Origin of the sequence: Fischerella thermalis PCC 7521 (genome assembly GCF_000317225.1) — a bacterium.
Classification (GTDB): Bacteria; Cyanobacteriota; Cyanobacteriia; order Cyanobacteriales; family Nostocaceae; genus Fischerella; species Fischerella thermalis.
In genome coordinates, this window is sequence record NZ_AJLL01000102.1 from 1 (window position 1) to 19,865 (window position 19,865).

Genomic DNA, 19,865 nt, shown 5'->3' on the forward strand with positions numbered 1-19,865 from the left:
AGCAATTGCATATAGCCACAAAGGTAAGGTGCTATGGCAAAAAAAACAATATAAAGAAGCTCTTGCAGCTTTTGATCAAGCTTTAATGAACGATCCACAATATTTTACTGCTTTGCGGGGTCGGGGTTTAGCACTTCAAGGTTTAAAGCAATATAAACAAGCGATCGCTCAATTTCAGCAGATGCTAAATGAATCTCCTTTGACAGATACTCAAAAAGCAGAAACTTTGTATTACATGGGACAGACTCATTGTCAGTTGTCCCAATTTTCAGACGGAATTGTTGCTTTAGAAGCAGCCCTCAAACTCAAACCAGACTACCAAGCAGCAGAAGAAGCGAAAGGTAAATGTAGTAGATGATTAAAGCAAAGGGAATAACCCAGCTTCTCCAAGAGTTTCTTGACACTTTCAGGTCGTTGTTTGTCAAAAACCTCGTTGTCTCAGCCTTGAGTGGAAGCTACCACATTTTCATGCATGGCGGTGAAATTTTTTCATCGGGACTACCTTCTTAAGAGTCAAAGCTTTCATTGGTTTGTTTGACCTGAATGTTTAAGTTAGGTAATCCCTCTAACTTTTCTGGAGGAGGAAGTTCCTCTTGCGCTAGGGGTACAAAAACTTTTAGACTTGTTGGTATGCACTCAATTTCTACTGGAGTTTTTCCTAGAACTTCACCATCAACAACAACTTTTTGAGGTGGCTCGGTTGTAATTTTAAATTTTTTAGCTCGTAGATATCCAATGTCATTTCTTTCTGCTGGACTACCCGTAGAAGCTGTCTGAAATAAGTGAAATGTAGCCGCGATCGCAGCTGCTCTGTTAGCCGGAGCTACTATAGTTAAATCCAGCAATCCGTCATCTACAATGAGTCCTGCTGGCCCTTGGGCTAAAACGGATGTAGCAGGTGCAGCATTTGCTACTGTTACTGCTGCTGCACAAGTTGAAATTACCTTATCTTCAGTTTCAATTTCTACATCAAATGACTGTAATTCACTTAATTGTTTAAATCCAGCTATGATATAAGCCAAGAAACCAAAACGATTTTTCGATTCCCGGTCTGCTTTTTCTACGGTTTCTGCTTCAAAGCCAATACCTGTCAGCAGTACCATTGGATAACCATTGCAAGTGGCAGTATCTACAATCCGCGTCCCACCTTGCAAAATTGTTTTGCAAGCACCTTCAATTGTGTCTGGTATGCCTAAGGCTGTGGCAAAGGCGTTTGCTGTTCCACGAGAAATGATGCCAAATGGAATATCACTACCTACTACAGCCGCCGCTGCTGCCGAGAGAGTGCCATCTCCTCCAGAAGCAATGATAGCATCTACTCCTCTTTGCACTGCATCGTGTGCTAGTTGATCGGCAGAGATTTCTTCTGTTGTGAAGTGAATATCCAGGTCGATTTCTGGCTCTAAGATAGCTCGAATTTGTGCCAACTCTTGCTCTGAGTCGCCCTGACCTGCTACTGGATTAAAAATGAGGCAGGCTGAACGTTTCATGTACTTAAAAATAATATAGTTCGCAAAGTTATCAAATCAATTCTTAACATATCTGTAAAATTAAAACTTCCCCCTTACGATAGGATTTTGAGTAATGAATCGAAAGATTAGAAGTTCCAAGTTTTGAATTAGACCAAATACAACCTAAACTTGTTCTGCATCTTGATTAAGTAATTCAAATTCATCCCGGGGCAATGATACTATGATACGCTCTGAAGTACAATCTACTTGAATTAGCCAGCGTCCTGTTGGGCGACCATTTGAAAGTAATTCTTCACCACAAACTACTCCAAGCTTTCCCGCTACATATGCTGGATGCAGAACTATGACTTTTTGTGTAACCAACGGTTGTCGAGATTTTAGCATTACCCCAATTTCCATCCACACTACGATTCTCAAATTTATGCATCCCGATCATAAGAGTTCTTCAAAATAGCTGCAAAGCTTCATTGTCTTAATTTTGGTTTAAGTAAGTAGATTCATTATTGTAATAATTATTTTTTATCAGATAGACTGGCAACTACTTTTACTAATCTATCGGGATCAATAGGTTTGGTTAGGTGCGTCTGAAAACCTGCATTGAGTACGAGGATATCTTCATCATCTCTCAAGTAACCTGTTACGGCAATAGCTGGAATAAATCCACCGAGTTCTTGCTCACGGGAGCGAACCTTCTGGATTAACGAGCAGCCATTTCCATCTGGTAAATTAATGCTACTGATCAAGATACTTGGTTTCATATATTCGAGTGCTAAGAGTGCTTCACTAATTGCTGTTACTACTATTACGCCTCCTCCAGCGTCTTGCAGTACAAAAGTTCTCTACTAAAAGTATCTGTAAACCATTAAGTGTATGAAATTCATTTGATATCATTAATATGTCCAAATATTTCTGATTTTACTATTTCGAAAATCTCGTTATTTAAATAATTTACTTTTTATGTATAAAAGCATAAAAATGCTTTTAATTAATGAAAGAATATTCAATGTTTACGTGAAATTTAAATTTTATATTTACTAGCTAAGCTCAAATAATATCGTCAAAATCAAAACTACGCATCTATCTATATGATGAGTAGAATAGGGAATATTGTTAAATCATACTGTAGCAGTAACTACAACGAATCAATTATACTGAAATCAGTATGATGGGAGACTATCTGATATCTTTAGAAAAGCATGGGCAAATATAATTTGTCAAAAAATTAAAGTTTATATCAAGTATGGCTAATCATATCAAGTCCGGCTAATTACTTACGATATTATTGTGATGCAGTTGGGCATTGGGCATTGATTTTTGCCATTACCCATTACCAATTACCAATTACCGGCCTTCACAGATATGATAAGTCTTTAAACGGACATGATATCACTTATCATCTTGCAAGAAGTCTAATTTAAGTCTCTGAGTTAAAACGTCTTGAATTTGTTTTTCTACTATCTCTACACTGGCACTAGCGTCTATACGTACAATTCTGTGTGGTTCGGTTGTAGCTAATTCTGCATATCCTTGTTGTATGCGACGATGAAAGGCAATTGCTTCTTGTTCAATGCGGTCTAGCGCCATAGTTGTTCCACGTTTGCGGGTTAATCCGACCTCAACATCAAGATCAAGCCATAGGGTAATATCACTTTCTAAGCCATCAGTGGCAATGCTGTTGAGCTTATGGATTAAGCTCATATCTAAGCCACGACCATAACCTTGGTAAGCAATGGTGGAGTCAGTATAGCGATCGCATAATATTATTTTCCCGGCTGCAAGATTTGGTCTGAGTTCTTCTTCCACGTGTTGCGATCGGTCAGCAGCGTATAATAACAACTCTGTTCTATCAGCGATCGGCTGATCTAGTGACTTTTCTAGTAACAAGCGCCTCAGATGCAAGCCTAAAGGAGTTCCTCCCGGTTCACGAGTCACTGCGACAGAGAGACCCAGGCTTTGCAACCACTTACTACAAAGTTGTATCTGAGTTGTTTTGCCGCAACCTTCTACCCCTTCAAATACGATCAATTTACCGTTCATTTTGCTGAACCGATTTTTACCTAGGTGCTTTATTAGGGTAGCAGGTATGTTGCTCAAACCTGAAAATTGGAAATACAGCCCGTGTAGCAGTTCCCGTTGCAAAAGAGCGAGTTGTAATTGAGCGCACAAATCCTACTAATGCTACACCAACCAGTCCAGATCAGGCCTTTCGTGAAGGTGAAGCAGCTCGCATGGAAATTTACGAAGAAACACCCGATATTCGCAAAGAAGCTGTTGTGCGCGAAGAAGTCCGAGTCAAGAAAGTTGTAGAACAGGACACAGTTCAAGCTCAAGAAAATGTTCGACGCGAAGAGCTTGACATAGATAGCGAGGGGCGTCCGATTGTGTACAAGTAAGTTCAAGTCAAAGTCTCACACTCAGCAGATATGCCGCCCAAAAGGCGTACTCAGGGCGGGGTGTAACTCAGGTGAGTAAATAAAAATTAACGACAGTCAGCAACATAAGTGGCACAGCTAGAGCGAAAATACAGTTGGAGAAACTGATGATTTAAGTATCTTAGCTGCATTGCTACTACTTATGTCATCCCCCCTTGACCGCCCACTCAAAATTGAAATTAGGCTGCCATCCTACCATCCGCAGTTACTGCAAGGACTTGATACGTGGTTGCGCTTGGGCTTGATATCTGATGCCCAAATTCGGCAATTATGTCGAGAACACCTTGTTTGCAAAGTAGTATTGGAATCTCAGATTCAACCTGAACCAGAGAAAGCAACTGTCACATCTACATCTGTACAACCTGTAACTACTAACAAAGTTCAGCCACCACCAGAACCAGTAAAACCGAATTTTGCCACAGAAATATTGCAGTCACTTCTATCAGAATTAAGTGTGCGTTGGCTGCTGTTTTTGGGTGTATTTCTGGTAGTGTTGTCTTCTGGAGTGCTTGCAGCTAGCCAGTGGGAAAGATTTCCTGCATCAGGACAGTATGGGGTTTTGTTTGCTTATACCCTGAGTTTTGCGGGAATGAGTTTGTGGACAGCCAAGCAAAGTAATTTAAGACTGACGGCACAGACATTATTAATTGTCACGCTTTTATTGGTGCCAATAAATTTTTGGGCGATGGATCGCTTTGGGCTGTGGCACAATCCTGTGAACTGGATAGTAGTGGCGATCGCCTCTATTTGTCTAAGTGCGATTACAATTTTGATCGGCAAAAGTCGCCTATTTCCAGCCAATTTAGCAAATCAAAAATTATTTTTAGTAAATATTCTCGGCTTAAGTTATCTGCACTGGGGCTGGAATCTACCAATATTTCCCTTAATTGCCCTTTATCTGGCAGTTGTAGGAACGACTCTGATTACCGCTTATCAAACTCGTTTGCGATCACGACAAACAGATAACGGTATTAGTTTATCTGCCTTGGTTGTGGTTTATGCCTTACTGGTATTGTTAGTTAGGGGAATTTTTATTCACCACCTAGATGTGACGCAGTTGGGGTTAGCTGTTGGTATTTGTGGTTGGCTGCTAACTTGGTTGGCACTATCGAAAGGTGTAGAGACGCGCCATGGCGCGTCTCTACAAGCCCCATCTGTACCTTGGCAACTAATCGGTGGTATCTTGTTATTCCTCGGTTGGTTGGTTTCGATAGTATCTCATCCTTGGCAGGCAATAGGTGTAAGTGGTTTGGGTTTGTGGTTTTGCGCTCGTCGTTTGCAACTATATAACCACAAGCGTGACTTTGTAGCTATTTTTGCAATCGGTTTGCAGGCTATCTGGCTGGGCTGGCGGTTAGTACCTGATGCTTTACAGCAAAGGGCGATCGCCACTGCAACTCAACTCACCAATTCGCACAATCATCCTTGGGCGTTACTAAGTATTGCTTTATTTCCCTATGTCATTTTGATGGTGCTGCTGACAGACAAGCTGTACTGCACTAGTAGAAGAGAAATAGCTAAGTTTGGCGAAAAGCTAACATTGGGTTTTGCTTCTGCGTTAACCGTAATTGCCTTAGTTAACCCAGGATTGCGATCGCTAAATCTACTTCTATCCACAATTACTTTAGCAATTGTCACACAAAGGTACATGTATCGCGACAGAGGAACAAGGGAACAAGCAGATATTGTTGCAGATCCCTCATCTTTGTCCTTCCCTGTCTCCCCAACCTTAATATTTCTCACTCATATCACCGGAGTGTTGACGCTGTGTTCGATCATTGATTGGGTGTTCCCAAATCTGAGTAATGAAATCTGGGCAACTATTTTACTGGTCGTGATGGTAGCCGAGTGGCTATTTAGTCTTGGTTATGGTTGGTGGCAACGTAGTGCTTGGTATATTGGTTTGGGACTAGCTGCAATTAGTTTTTACCTATTTTGGGTAAATGCTGAATTCGCCTGGAGAAACTATGCTGTCAATAATGCGAGTTGGGGGCTGATTTGGTTAACTACTCCCCTAACTCTCACAGGTGTCGCTAGTCGTAGTGGTGGAGAAAAGCGGGATTTTACTACTGTCTTGAGTGTCATCGGGTTGGGACTTACCCAGTTACTCACTTTACCTGTAGCTACAGCCAGATTAATCGGTTTGACAGTTGCTGCGGCTTTGATGTTTGTAAACACTAGTTTTTTAAGACACAAAGCTTATGCGGTAATTACAGTTGGTTTTGTTCTGAGTGCGATCGCCACCTTGCTGTGGGAAGGCGTACCCGGTTTCCCGAAACTATCAGTACAAGGGTGGTTTGTAGTCGGGGCAATAACTATCTTATGTTTATGGTTGACTCGCACAGCACTGCGACAAAGAAGTAATGAATTAGCAAATATTTATGCAGTTGCCACAGATAGATGGGCGATCGCATTAACTGGTGTAGAGTTATTGAGTTTGACACTGCACTCTGTCTGGATTTACCAAAAAGTTGCAACTCCTGGATTATTGTATGTAGCTGCTAATGTGATTATTCTGGCAGCCATCATTTATCGTAGTTGGCGACAACCAACAAATTCTGCCTTTTATGGCATTGGTTGGTGTTTAGAATTATTAATTGCCGAGTTGCTGGCTTTTGGTGAACGTTCGACTATTCAAATTGCGATCGCCAATATAGCCTTGGGTTTATTCTCTCAGTTGTTTGGAGAATGGTGGCAACGGCGACACCGCCTAGAAAGATTGCCTAGCAGCTTTCACATTCTTCCATTGATCTATGCAAGTTTCAGCTTACTGCTACGATTGAACACCTTCACAGACTGGACGGGTTTGGCTTCTTTGGGTGTAGCTGTAATTGTGATTGGAGTGGGGCGACGTCGGCAAGAATTTAAACCCCTAGTTTACCTGGGAATTTTAGGTATATCAATTTCTGCCTATGAACTGTTGTTCTATCAAATGCTGCAAGCTTCGGGGGGTGCGTGGGGCGATGGTTTAATTGCGATGTCAGCTTTAGGCACAAGCATCATGTATGCCTATCGTATATTGTCCCCTTGGCTGGTCAATTATTTACGACTGACACCACAAGAATTAAAAGTGATTGCCCATCTGCATTGGGCTTGGAGTAGTTTTTTGCTAATAGTTGCGATCGCCGCACCCATCCAAGTTAACCGCCTCTTGGGTTTAGGAACAGGTATATTTTTGGTTCGTTACGCCATCTTTCAGGGAAGACGCCCACAGCACAGAGAAAACAGCAGTAACTTTGCGTCAGTAGCGACACCCGATGAAATTTGGGTTTACCTGGGGTTATTAGAAGTAGCTGCGATGAGGGTTTTTTGGCGAGAAACGGCTGTGGGACAATGGTTTGCTGGGCCGTTAGTACCTTGGAATGCTGCGATCGCCTGTGTGGTTGCCTATTTCCTCTACATCTTACCTTGGGAAACTTGGGGTTGGTCGAAAAGACCTTGGCAAAGAGCCGCCTACATCATACCACTAATACTTTTATGGGAAACCAGGCTGCTAATTCATCCAATTGCTTTGCTGTTAACAGCTGGATTTTATGCTTTCCTTGGCAAATTTAGCAATCAATTCCGTGTCACTTACATCAGCGTGGCGTTGATTGATTGGGCTATTTTCCGCTGGTTTGCTGTCTTGGGTTTGAATGATAGTTTATGGTATGTGACAGTAATCGGCTTATCCCTACTATATGTTGCCCAATTTGATCCCCAACTAAGACAACCAGAAATGAAAGCCAGCCGTCACTACTGGCGACTGCTGAGTAGCGGCTTAATTTGTGGGTGGGCGATATTATTTCATCAAGATACAGTCCTGATACCAGGAATCTTCAGTCTGATCGCTATCTTTGCAGGCTTAGGTTTGCGAGTGCGGGCTTTTCTGTATGTTGGTACAGCCACATTTATCATCACCGCTTTTTATCAATTGGTTCTTTTTAGCTTGCGCTACCCATTCTTTAAATGGATTATTAGCTTAGTAGTGGGTATCATCTTCATTTCCATCGCCGCCAACTTTGAAACTCATCGCGCCCAGTTAAATTCTTTACTTCGCAATACAAGCGATAAATTTCAAGATTGGGAGTAGATCACTCCTGTTTCTTCTGTGTGTTTTCTGTTTATCTGCGGTTCAATTAAAAAAACACAGAGACACAGAGGACACAGAGAAAATTGTGCGAAATATCTTTAGCTCAGATGTTAGTTTTTGAAAAACACTGGGTATTCTCTTAACAGGAGGATTGCTGGTACTTAAGTATTTACCGCAGTAACTGTTGAAGATGGCTAGTTCAGGTGAAGAATACCTAGTCGCCCACCGTAAAAAAATAGAGCGGCGACAAAAGATTTTGACTTGGGTGTCAATTGTATCTTTTTTTGGCTCTGGGGTGTTTGCTATAGTTCCTACACTGCAACAGGCTATTCAAAACCCTAAACCAGTGACATCTTCTGCTGATACCTCGTTACAACAACAAGCCCAGGGTTTCGAGTTGGTATTACAGCGAGAACCAGAAAACCAAACTGCATTGGAAGGGTTAGTGAAAATACGGTTGCAGCTAGGTGATATGAAGGGTGCGATCGCACCCTTGGAAAAGTTGGTGAAATTGAATCCAGAACGACAAAATTACAAAGTCCTCTTAGAAGAGTTGAAAAAACAAGTCAGTAGCAAGAACAAACAAGAGAATAACTAATTAAAAATATAAGTATGAATATGAATAATGAAAATACTAATTCTGAACTGAACCGCTTAATTCCCCCAGAAATTAAAAATGATGAATTTTATGCAATTCTTCAAAGAATTACTAGAGAAGAAAATATCAAAACTGTTTTAGAAATCGGTTCATCTTCAGGAGAAGGAAGTACAGAAGCATTTGTTACAGGAATAAGACACAATCCTCACAAACCCATCTTATTTTGTATGGAAGTGTCAAAAACTAGATTTACTGAATTAAAAAAGAGATACGAAAATGATGATTTTGTAAAAGTATATAACTTATCTTCTGTACCTATAGAAAGTTTTCCTAACGAAAAAGAAGTTGTTGATTTTTACAATAATACAGAAAACAATCTAAAAAATTATCCGTTAGAACGTGTGCTTTTTTGGCTACATCAAGATATTGAGTATGTAAAGAGTTCTGGATTATCCGAGCATGGAATTAGAAAAATCAAACAGGAAAACAATATTGATTATTTTGATTTAGTACTGATTGATGGTTCAGAATTTACCGGGAATGCTGAATTCAATGAAATTTATGGAGCAAAATATATTTGTTTAGATGATATCAATACATTTAAAAATTATAGAAATTTTCTACTATTATTGGAAGATTCTAGTTACACTTTAATTAATTGTAATAAAAGAATACGTAATGGCTATGCTATTTTTAAACAAAAAAATGTTAAACCAGTTACTTATCAAACTATTCATGATGCTGTTAAATCTATACCAGGGTTCATGATTTCTGGGCAAGAAGAATACCTTTTTAACAAAGTACAATCTCTTCCAGAAGAAGCTGTGATAGTAGAGATTGGTTCCTTTAAAGGGCATTCAACGGTTGCTATGGGCTATGCTTGCATAGGAACAAATCGAAAAATTTATGCCATTGATACATGGGATGGTAATGATTCCGATTTTTCTGAGCGACAATTTTTTGAAATTTGGCGGCAAAATATTCAAATCAATGGACTTGAGGAATATATTATACCATTACGTGGTTACTCCCATGATGCGTTGAGTTGTTGGCATGAATTAACAGATGGTAAAAATATTGACTTTATTTTTATTGATGGTTCTCACCAGTATTTAGATGTTTTAAAAGATTTTGAATTATCATTTCCATTGGTCAAAGATGGTGGTTGGATAGCATTTCATGATGTTATACATACATGGCCTGGTCCAGAACGTGTATGGCATAAAACAGCGAAATACATTCTCGTAAACCATGAATATTCCTCAAGTATCGCATGTGGACAAAAAAAAATAACTGCTACAAACTCATCATTAACAACAGGTTTGCCAATTCACTTTTTTACTATTGTTCTAAATGGACAACCATTTATCCGTTACCATATTGAAATTTTCAAGCAACTACCTTTCAAATGGCATTGGCATATTGTTGAAGGTGTGGCAGATTTAAAACATGACACCAGTTGGAGTGTAAAACTCGGTGGGCGTATTAGTGATGAAGTTCATAAAAATGGGCGTAGTTGTGATGGTACTACGGAATATCTAGATGAATTAGTGCGCCAGTACCCAGATAACATTACAATTTATCGTCAACTAGAAGGTGTTTTCTGGGATGGAAAGCGGGAAATGGTAAATGCTCCACTTGCCAATATCCAAGAAGAATGTTTGCTATGGCAAATAGATGTAGATGAACTATGGACATTAGAGCAGATTTGTACTGCTAGAGAAATATTTATTAGTAACCCTGAAAAAACAGCCGCTTTCTATTGGTGTTGGTATTTTGTAGGTGAACAACTAATTATTAGTACTCGTAACTGCTATGCACAGAATCCTCAACAAGAGTGGCTAAGAACTTGGAGATATAAGCCAGGATATATTTGGGCTGCACATGAACCTCCTGTACTAGTCGAAACTTTACCAGATGGTCAATTTAAAAATGTAGCTGCCGTAAATCCTTTTTTACATCACGAAACAGAACAGCATGGTTTAGTATTTCAACATTTTGCCTATGTAACACCAGAGCAATTAAAATTTAAAGAACAATACTACGGTTACAGTAGTGCTGTTGCTCAATGGAACGCTTTGCAGAAAACTACCAAATTTCCAATTTTGTTGAGGGAATATTTTCCTTGGGTGCAAGATGAAACCCAAGTAGATATTGCACATACTAAGGGAATAATACCAATAGCACAAAGAGAGAGTGGCAATAATATTTGGCGATTTTTACAACCAGATGAAGTGCAGCAAGAAATTACTCAGATCAACAAAGTATCACCAATAATTATTGTAGATGGTGTATTCTTTCAACTGTATCAAACTGGTATTGCACGTGTTTGGAAATCATTATTAGAAGAGTGGTCAAACAATGGGTTTGCTAAACATATTATTGTACTTGACCGCGCTGATACTGCTCCTAAAATTCCTGGTATTAGATACCGTACAGTACCAGCTTATGACTACGATAATACTGATGTAGACCGAGAAATACTACAGCAAGTTTGTGATGAAGAAGGTGCTGAAGTTTTTATCTCCAGTTATTACACAACCCCGATAACAACGCCTTCTGTTTTCATGGCACATGACATGATTCCCGAATTAATGGGATGGAATTTGAGTCAGCCGATGTGGCGAGAAAAACACTATGGTATTCAACATGCCACAGCTTATATTGCTGTTTCCGAAAACACAGCCAAAGATTTAGTTAAATGTTTCCCTGAAATATCATTAGAGTCTGTAACGGTTGCCAAAAACGGCGTTAATCATCAGGTATTTTTATGCGCTACTCCAGAGGATATTAATAGGTTTAGAATAAAGTACGGTATTTATAAACCCTATTTTATTTTGGTAGGCCCTGGCAATGGATATAAAAACAGTGTTTTATTTTACCAGGCTTTTTCTTTGCTAGCAAGTAGCAATGGATTTGATATTGTCTGCACAGGAAGTGGTGGTCTATTAGCACCAGAATTTAGAACGTATACATCAGGTAGTGTTGTACATATGTTGCAACTGAGCGATGAGGAGTTAGCAACAGCTTATTCTGGTGCAGTTGCGTTAGTCTATCCTTCTAAATATGAAGGTTTTGGAATGCCAATAATAGAGGCAATGGCCTGTGGTTGTCCAGTTATTACTTGTCCTAATGCTTCACTTCCAGAAGTAGCAGGAGAAGCAGCCATATATATTAAGGATGATGATGTACAGGGACTAGCAGATGCACTTTGCGAAGTGCAAAAACCTAGTGTTCGTCAATCATTAATTGCTGCGGGTTTAGAACAAGCGAAAAAGTTTTCTTGGTCAAAAATGGCAGAAATTGTTAGTTCAGCTTTAATTGATGCCACACTTTTGCCTTTAAATCTAAAACAGATGAATCTAATTATTTTTCCTGATTGGTTACAATCAGAAGAATTAATCGGTTTAGAGTTGGCACAAGTAATTAAGACACTAGCAATTCATTCTGAGAGTAGCAATATAACTTTACTTATTGATACTAATAATATTGCTACTGAAGATGCAGAGTTGTTCTTATCCAGCGTCACCATGAATCTTCTCATGGAGGAAGATCTAGATATCACTGATGGATTAGAAATTTCTATAGTAGGAAATTTGGCTGATATTCAGTGGAAAGTTTTACTACCTCGTCTTCATGGGCGAATTGTTTTAGAACATGAAAATCAACAAGCATTAATACAAGCAAAAGCAGATACTCTTCCAGCTTATGAATTAGCAAGCTTTAGCCAAGCACGAGATAAAGAGTTTTTTTAGTTGAGTAAAATCAAGCAAGATAGCAAGAAGCGATCGCCTCATATAAAAAATTGATATAATTGCATCAAGGTAGTGCAAATATTTACTGGAACTTGGAATAACACACGCTAAAATTAGGGCTATAACTGCTGGTAGTCCTCTACAAGTTTATCTAGTACTTCGCCAGAACAACTTTGAGGTGTTAAATAACAAACCGCGAAGGCGCGAAGGGCGCAAAATAAGCGAAAAAGAAGAGAAATAAGAAAGTTGATTCACCCAGCAAAGTAGCCTTTTATTTGGTTTTACTCTAGACTTGCAGAATTAATTTGAATTCGATTAATATTATCAGACTAAACAATCGAATCGCCCGCAAGTAAACTGCGGGATAAGAAACCTAAGTCTAGTCAAAGTAGACTGAATGAATAAGCTACCCACTTTAAGTGGGTTTTTGCTATTAGCCCTAAATTGATTTGAGGGCGGGATGTTGGACTATATGAGATCTATCGAATTTACCTCAGATTAGAATATTTGATGTATTGGCAATAATTAAGAAGAAACAACAAAGTCCTGAGTTAGTTGCTAAAAGTCTATTCTTCCTCTAGATATTTCTTCCACATCTGTTCGTAAGCCTTTTCCATTTCACGGGTAAACTGCTTACCATTCCAAAGAGGTGATGTTTTCCTAGATTTTTTCAATTTCCAAGCAATTTGTTGTCGTAAAGCCTCATCTTTACCCAAGCGTACACCCCATTCTACATATTCTTCATCAGTCCAGGCTATCCCTTCTGTAATTCCAGCATTGATCATCATAGTGTAGCTATTACGCGCAGCAAATTGTTCACCTACTCTTGTCACCATAGGAATACACATCCATAGGGTTTCTAGGGTAGTTGTAGCTCCGTTGTAGGGATATGTATCTAATACTACATCTGCAATTCCCAAGTTAGCTCGGTGAACTGATTCTGCAACTACGATGGGTAGAAAGCGGAATTTTGATGTATCAACACCTTCTTCTTCTGCTAGTTTTTCAAAGAATGCTTTAGTAGATTCTTCATCAGATATACCTTTAATTAAGAAGTAGCTATTGGGAACTTCTTTAAGAATCCGCAATTGAAGTCTTGTAATATCTAGATGTCTTTTAAAGCCACGTTGAGCGCAGAGATAGACGACTGCATCATGAGGAATATCTAATTGTTCACGAGTTATCGTAGGTACACTAACTTCAAAACCATCTACACCTATGTAGGTTTGAGGTAAACGCCAAATTTTTTCAGTGTAATATTCTTGGGCTGATTCTGGTAAAACGTAGGGATCAGCAATAAAATAATCTATTGATGGACTACCAGAAGCATCGAAACCCAACCAAGTGACTTGAATTGGTGCAGGTTTTAGGGATACAACTTCACAAGTAATATCTAAGGTGATGCTATCCAAATCGATTAATATATCAATTTCATCTTGGTATATTTGTTCGGCTAGCTCGAAAGTTTTACTTAATTTGTATGCTTTATCGACATTGCTAAGATACCATTCATGTAAAGGATCAAATTCGGGATTTGTGTTGATGAAATAAGCATGGATCTGAAATTTCTCCCTGTCATGATATTGGAATAGCCAGCGTGCAAGCCAACCTACAGAATGGCTTCTTAGACAATGAGATAGATATCCTAACTTAATTTTATTATTAATCCGAGTTGTTTTCTTTCTGCCTAAGTTACCATGAAAATATTTTTCTACTTGTTCTTTTGCATAATTCACTATATTTGCCTGGCAAAGTTGTAGTAAACGGTTTTGCAGACTTCTATGTTTTTTAGGATTGTCTTCAAGATATGGGCTGAAAAAGAATGCATTAAATAGCCTCACTATTCTAACTGCATCTAGTTGGGTAGGATTATTTTCTATGAGTTCTGCTACTAATGACTCTTGTCTTTGATTTACAGAACAGGATTCTTGCCAATGTCCGCCTGCACTCATTAATCCCCGTAATATCTGACGATTAGCAAAAACTTTATCTGCGATATCATCGACCAAAGAATAGTATAATTTTGCTGTTTCTATACCTTTGTCGAATTGACCAGAATTTTGATAAAAACTAGCTAATTGACCTATAACTTCTGTGTTATTAGGACTTAATTTTAAATAAAGTTCACACAATTGTGCTGCTACTGTCGGTAGTCTTTTGGAGTATGCAATTTCTATTGCAGCTGGCAATAAAATAGTTAGTAAAGCTTTGGTGTTATCTTGACAATAAGGTAAGCAAGCTTCTAGGAAATTTAGGGTTGATGGATGCGCGGGAGCATAATCTAAAGTAGCTTCTAGAACCTGCATCAATAACTCAAAATTTACCTGTATATTAGGTTCAAATTGAAGAATCTCGATTACTCCCAAATCTTGTAAATCATTCCCTGTATATATTTCTAACTTGATAGATAACAAAACAAGATGCAAGAGATTATGAATATCTTGAGGATAAATTTCCTTGATGACGCGGCGAATTTTCTCAGCAATTGAATACTCTTTCAGTGATTCCTGACGTTCAGCTTCTGTTTGTAAAATCGTGACTAATTCTGTATTCCATGCATCAACCTGTTCTGGCTCCCCATCCATCATTGCCATGAACCAAGTTGTTTGAGCTTCTACCTCTTGCCCCTGCAATAGCAACATTAATCCTAAATACCAATAGTAGGATTTAACATCAGGCTCTATATTAATAGCTTCTTCGTAGAGACTTGCTGCTTGAATATAATTACCTGTAAGAAAATATTTTTCTGCACGCTGATGGCATTGACTGGGAGTAGTTAAAGAGAGCATAGCAATTCTTAACAATTGGTGAAGGTAAATATTAAAAGATATCGCAATTGCTTATGGAGAAATATTACTGTAAGCTAATTGCAGAAGTTGGGTAGTGTCTAAAAACACTACCCAACGAAAGAAACTTATAAGATTGATAAATACTTTAAACGAGTCTATCTAGCTAGAGAAACAAAATTGTCTTTACAATCTGTAGAAAATGTAGTATTAGTCGGTACTGATGTTGTGGGACCTGGCGACTCGCAAGCTATTGCTAGTGTTAGTGCTTCAGAGGTAGCACTATCTCCTACAGTTGTACCTACTAATCCGTAATAGGATTTCAGTGCTTTTTTAGTAGCTTCTCCTTTAAATTGAGCATCCGCAGTTCCCCCACCAAAAATTTGGTATTTATAATTTTCAGATTGGCTTTTGATTCCTACTTGCAATTCGGAGAGGTTGGTAGCAAACTTTTGGTATTCTAGGAAGTAGGCTTGTTGAGAACGGTTCACTGTACCTACGTAGTTCCGGGCTTCCGATTGCTTCGCTTTGTTCACCTGACCTAGTAACGAAGGCAGAGCAATAGCCGCTAATACACCGATAATAATTACTACCACTAACAGTTCAATAAGTGTAAAACCTTCGTCATTCTTTTTCTTACGATTGTTGAGGTGCTGGAGGAATTTGGCTTGCAGTTCTGGCTTGAGCATTGGTTTCTCCTTAAAGTGGGGATGTTATAGGCAATTGCTGTGTTCTAAAAGTAACTTACCCACTTAAAATGACTTTCATATCACTTTGGTAAAAAATTTTTCTCGCCAGCGCGGAAAAGGGACATGGGGAGGTCTTTCAAGGGCAGGGATTTAAAAATTAGGTAGTATTGGCTTATAGACTTTGACAGTGCTTTGAACTACACGTCCAGGTATCTGTTCTAATTGAATGTCGATAGCATTTGGGAAAAGTAGTTGGTGAGTGTTTGTGCATAACTTTTGCCCACCCAAGGCTTGATAATGCTGCACAAAAAAGTATCCTTGTGCCTAGTCCTGAATTTTTGTCATCTACTATAAGTGAGAAATTTACTTGAAGTTGACTGATCAATTGCACTCACTTTTGAATCACATTTGTTTCTAATACTGGATGTACAGGTCAACTTTAGTAATTAGCTAGCAACTAGAACAACAACTAACAGACTAATAATCTTAATTTACCCAGTCACCTCAAGGATGAAGTATGAAGAATGAACAATGTTCACACTTTATCCTTCCTACTTCATCCTTTTTTAGTCAGTGTTAAATATAAGGGCAAATAAGATGACAGCAACATCACAAGAGATAATTCAGTCAAGTCAATGGCATCATCTGTCTATACAAGAAGTAACTCGGCATTTAGATACTAATTTAGAAACGGGTTTAACCTCTGCTGTCGCGGCAAAAAAACGAGAACGTTTTGGTGCGAACGAACTCAAAAGCAAACCTGGAACAAGTCCATTACTAAGATTTCTCTTGCAATTTAACCAACCACTGCTGTACATCTTGTTGATTGCGGGTGCAATCAAGGCATTTTTGGGGCAGTGGGTGAATGCTGGGGTGATTTGGGGTGTAACTCTGATTAACGCCATTATTGGTTTTGTGCAAGAATCTAAGGCCGAAAGTGCGATCGCTGCCTTAGCTTCCTCAGTAAAAACCAATGCAACCATCATTCGCAATGGTCAAAAGATGCAAGTTCCTTCCACAGAGTTAGTACCGGGAGATGTGGTACTACTTGCTTCTGGAGATAAGGTTCCAGCCGATTTGCGTCTGGTGCAAGCACGGAATCTGCAAGTGAATGAGTCAGCACTCACAGGTGAATCAATTGCAATTGAAAAAAACATCCAACTGCTGGACATAGATACACCATTAGCAGAACGGACAAACATGGCTTATGCTGGTAGCTTCGTCACCTTTGGTACTGGCAAAGGCATTGTTGTTGCCATAGGAGATGCTACAGAAACTGGACGCATTTCCCAGCTCATAGAACAGGGAACTAGCCTGAAAACACCATTAACCCGCAAATTTGACAAATTTAGCCGTACCTTGCTGTATATCATTTTAGGGATAGCAGCATTGATGTTTGCGGTTGGGTTGGGATACGGCTACTCCTGGGTAGAAATGTTTGAAGCTGCGATCGCCTTTGCTGTCAGTGCCATTCCCGAAGGATTACCAGCTGTTGTCACGGTTACACTAGCAATTGGTGTTTCCCGCATGGCGCGGCGTCATGCTATTGTTCGCAAATTGCCAGCAGTGGAAACCCTCGGCAGTGCCACAGTTATCTGTTCTGATAAAACTGGAACCCTGACAGAAAATCAGATGACTGTACAAGCAATATATGCAGGAGATCAAAATTATACTGTCACTGGTGTAGGCTATGTCCCACAAGGAAAAATTTTACTCAATGAAAAGCCAGTAAATTGGGATAATTCTTCTGCTCTTCAGGAATGTATAAAAGCCGGACTATTATGTAATGATTCACACCTAGAAAAAAAGAACGGACAGTGGCAGGTTGTTGGTGATCCCACAGAAGGAGCATTGATAGTTGTTGCCAACAAAGTTGGAATTACCCGTAGCAGCTTAGAAGAGGAAATGCCCAGGTTAGATGTCATTCCCTTCGAGTCTGAGTTTCAATACATGGCAACTTTGCATGAAACTTCCTCATTCGCAAGTGATAAAAAACAAGGAACTATCTACGTCAAAGGTTCGGTCGAAGCAATTCTCAAACGTTGTCAACAGATGTTGGACGTAGAGGGGAACCTTATCCCTCTGGATGCAGAAACTATACATCAGGAAGTTGATGCAATGGCTCATCAGGGTTTACGGGTGTTAGCATTTGCCAAGAAAACTGTGCCAGATGTAGAGACGTTGTGCACAACGTCTCTACAACATGCAGATATCGAAAATGATTTGATTTTCTTGGGATTGCAGGGGATGATCGATCCACCTAGAAAAGAAGCAATCAAAGCAGTTCAAGCCTGTCAAGAAGCTGGTATTCAAGTCAAAATGATTACAGGCGATCATGCAGTCACTGCCCAAGCAATAGCCAGAAGTATGGGCTTCAACAAAAACGGTGAAGTTCTGGCCTTTACAGGAAGTCAACTTGCTCAAATGGGTAAATCAGAACTTGCTACAGCCATAGAAGATGGAGTGGTGTTTGCTCGTGTTGCACCAGAACAGAAACTGCGTATTGTTGAAGCACTACAATCTAGAGGCGAAGTCGTCGCCATGACAGGGGATGGTGTCAACGATGCACCCGCCCTCAAACAGGCAGATATTGGTATTGCGATGGGAGGTGCAGGTACAGAGGTGGCGAAAGAAGCCTCTGATATGATTTTGACCGATGATAATTTCGCTTCCATAGAAGCAGCAGTTGAAGAAGGGCGGACTGTATATCGAAACCTGCTCAAAGCGATCGCCTTCATTTTACCCGTCAACGGTGGTGAATCGATGACGATTTTGATTAGTGTACTACTTGCCAGAGAATTGCCGATTTTATCTTTACAAGTTCTGTGGTTGAACATGGTGAATTCCATCACCATGACTGTACCCTTAGCCTTTGAGCCAAAATCTGAACGGGTGATGCAAAAACCACCACGTAATCCCAGTGAACCTTTACTATCCCCAAGTCTACTCCAACGCATCTTGGCAATTTCCATCTTTAACTGGATTTTGATTTTTGGCGTATTTGAATGGATACAACAAACCACAGGAAATATCAACTTAGCTAGGACAATGGCAATTCAAGCCTTAGTAGCTGGACGAATTTTTTATCTTTTAAGTATTAGTCAATTAGGAAGTGCTGTTATTGCCAGTATTCGAGGAATTAGACATAGAATTAACGATACCTCAGCAATTGTAATTGGAATTGCTTGTACTGTAATTTTGCAGATAATTTTTAGTCAATGGAACTTGATGAATAGCTTATTTTCTACAGCACCACTAAACTTAAATCAATGGTTAATTTGCTTGCTTATCGGGTTGCCAATGGTTATAGTATCCGCATTAGTCAACCGATTTGACCCTCTTGACTGAGTTATATCATGTCCGTTTGAAGACTTATCATATCTGTGAAGACCGGTAATTGGTAATGGGTAATGGGTAATGGGAAAACCAATTTACCTGTTACCTACAAGGCCAACCAAATCGTAAGTAATTAGCCGGACTTGATATTAGTTAATCACTCAGTAAAAGGAAACAGGGAATAGGTAGAAACCAATTACCTTTTCCCCAATTACCAACTGCGGAAATACAATATCATACGCAATTAGCTAAACTTGATGTTAGAAAAATTTGATTCTTGGCGTTCTTGGCGTCTTGGTGGTTCATTCTTAATCCTCTTTTATACAACGCCCAAAAATCCTTACCTGTAAACCATACTAGCTGAAAATCTTGAATTAGAAATAGATGCATTGAACCTATTTTTACAATTGTCTCTGAATAAGTATCTAGGAAAATCAGATTAATACCAATAGAATAGATACAGGAATGAAATTCAGATTTAGTGATCGCTGCCTTTTTTGGATTTATAGGTATTTTGATTAAGTTAATTGACCGAAAATCAGAGGGTACAAGCTCCTGACTTCAGTCATTGGGATAAGCCCTTAGGAGATTTTAATTCCCTTTTAGACCTCATGAGAGTGCGTCTTCACATTAGACATCTGGTGAAAAAGAATGTAAAGACTCGCTGTTTGAAGCGTCTCTACAAGGATTTTGAGCAACGCATAATTAAATTCGGTCGATGTCTA

11 protein-coding genes and 1 pseudogene are annotated in these 19,865 nt (G+C 39.3%); 6 read left to right on the top strand and 6 right to left on the bottom strand.

All coding sequences use genetic code 11. The annotated features are described in order from the left end of the window. Positions 1 to 358 (top strand): tetratricopeptide repeat protein (locus tag UYK_RS24475; protein WP_016872178.1); only part of this gene is annotated, 358 nt, incomplete at its 5' end. A gap of 148 nt (positions 359 to 506) precedes the next feature. Here the strand turns inward: UYK_RS24475 and UYK_RS0122115 are convergent. The 4 genes from UYK_RS0122115 to tmk all read right to left on the bottom strand — a co-directional run bounded on the left by UYK_RS0122115 (position 507) and on the right by tmk (position 3,509). Next, a complete protein-coding gene (locus UYK_RS0122115; RefSeq protein WP_009456954.1) occupies positions 507 to 1,490 on the bottom strand; it encodes a YegS/Rv2252/BmrU family lipid kinase in 984 nt (327 codons plus the stop codon). Between the two features lie 144 nt (positions 1,491 to 1,634). Continuing rightward, complete coding sequence (locus UYK_RS0122120) at positions 1,635 to 1,856, bottom strand: hypothetical protein (RefSeq protein WP_009456953.1); 222 nt, start codon at positions 1,854 to 1,856, stop codon at positions 1,635 to 1,637. A 128-nt stretch (positions 1,857 to 1,984) separates the two neighbouring features. After that, a complete protein-coding gene (locus UYK_RS0122125; RefSeq protein ID WP_071588140.1) occupies positions 1,985 to 2,299 on the bottom strand; it encodes a response regulator in 315 nt (104 codons plus the stop codon). A 559-nt stretch (positions 2,300 to 2,858) separates the two neighbouring features. Beyond that, positions 2,859 to 3,509, bottom strand: a complete 651-nt coding sequence (gene tmk / locus UYK_RS0122130; protein ID WP_009456951.1) for a dTMP kinase — start codon at positions 3,507 to 3,509, stop codon at positions 2,859 to 2,861. A 74-nt stretch (positions 3,510 to 3,583) separates the two neighbouring features. Here tmk and UYK_RS25425 point away from each other — a divergent pair. From UYK_RS25425 to UYK_RS0122150, 4 genes and pseudogenes are all read left to right on the top strand, one after another. Then, positions 3,584 to 3,865, top strand: a pseudogene (locus UYK_RS25425) (YsnF/AvaK domain-containing protein); the annotation flags it as partial. Positions 3,866 to 4,046: 181 nt separating this feature from the next. Beyond that, positions 4,047 to 7,976 carry a hypothetical protein gene (locus tag UYK_RS0122140; RefSeq protein WP_016872182.1) on the top strand — a complete coding sequence of 1,310 codons (3,930 nt, stop codon included), beginning with the start codon at positions 4,047 to 4,049 and terminating at the stop codon, positions 7,974 to 7,976. Positions 7,977 to 8,166: 190 nt separating this feature from the next. Next, the gene (locus tag UYK_RS0122145; protein WP_009456948.1) at positions 8,167 to 8,574 is read left to right on the top strand and encodes a tetratricopeptide repeat protein; all 408 of its coding nucleotides are present in this window, start codon (positions 8,167 to 8,169) and stop codon (positions 8,572 to 8,574) included. 20 nt (positions 8,575 to 8,594) lie between these two features. Continuing rightward, positions 8,595 to 12,329: a class I SAM-dependent methyltransferase gene (locus UYK_RS0122150; RefSeq protein WP_009456947.1), complete on the top strand. Its 3,735-nt coding sequence runs from the start codon at positions 8,595 to 8,597 to the stop codon at positions 12,327 to 12,329. Positions 12,330 to 12,895: 566 nt separating this feature from the next. On the opposite strand, the gene UYK_RS0122155 is transcribed toward UYK_RS0122150, so the two are convergent. After that, the gene (locus UYK_RS0122155) at positions 12,896 to 15,118 is read right to left on the bottom strand and encodes an O-linked N-acetylglucosamine transferase, SPINDLY family protein (RefSeq protein WP_009456946.1); all 2,223 of its coding nucleotides are present in this window, start codon (positions 15,116 to 15,118) and stop codon (positions 12,896 to 12,898) included. Between the two features lie 155 nt (positions 15,119 to 15,273). After that, on the bottom strand, positions 15,274 to 15,804 hold the full coding sequence (locus tag UYK_RS0122160; protein ID WP_009456945.1) for a type IV pilin-like G/H family protein: 531 nt from the start codon (positions 15,802 to 15,804) through the stop codon (positions 15,274 to 15,276). Between the two features lie 597 nt (positions 15,805 to 16,401). Here UYK_RS0122160 and UYK_RS0122165 point away from each other — a divergent pair. After that, on the top strand, positions 16,402 to 19,152 hold the full coding sequence (locus tag UYK_RS0122165) for a cation-translocating P-type ATPase (RefSeq protein WP_009456944.1): 2,751 nt from the start codon (positions 16,402 to 16,404) through the stop codon (positions 19,150 to 19,152). Positions 19,153 to 19,865 lie beyond the last annotated feature (713 nt).

What these genes read in the sequence shown, in the direction of transcription:
- UYK_RS0122115 (WP_009456954.1), bottom strand. Translation starts at nt 1,490, where the DNA reads ATGAAACGTTCAGCCTGCCTCATTTTTAATCCAGTAGCAGGTCAGGGC.
- UYK_RS0122120 (WP_009456953.1), bottom strand. Translation starts at nt 1,856, where the DNA reads ATGCTAAAATCTCGACAACCGTTGGTTACACAAAAAGTCATAGTTCTG.
- tmk (WP_009456951.1), bottom strand. Translation starts at nt 3,509, where the DNA reads ATGAACGGTAAATTGATCGTATTTGAAGGGGTAGAAGGTTGCGGCAAA.
- UYK_RS0122140 (WP_016872182.1), top strand. Translation starts at nt 4,047, where the DNA reads ATGTCATCCCCCCTTGACCGCCCACTCAAAATTGAAATTAGGCTGCCA.
- UYK_RS0122145 (WP_009456948.1), top strand. Translation starts at nt 8,167, where the DNA reads ATGGCTAGTTCAGGTGAAGAATACCTAGTCGCCCACCGTAAAAAAATA.
- UYK_RS0122150 (WP_009456947.1), top strand. Translation starts at nt 8,595, where the DNA reads ATGAATAATGAAAATACTAATTCTGAACTGAACCGCTTAATTCCCCCA.
- UYK_RS0122155 (WP_009456946.1), bottom strand. Translation starts at nt 15,118, where the DNA reads ATGCTCTCTTTAACTACTCCCAGTCAATGCCATCAGCGTGCAGAAAAA.
- UYK_RS0122160 (WP_009456945.1), bottom strand. Translation starts at nt 15,804, where the DNA reads ATGCTCAAGCCAGAACTGCAAGCCAAATTCCTCCAGCACCTCAACAAT.
- UYK_RS0122165 (WP_009456944.1), top strand. Translation starts at nt 16,402, where the DNA reads ATGACAGCAACATCACAAGAGATAATTCAGTCAAGTCAATGGCATCAT.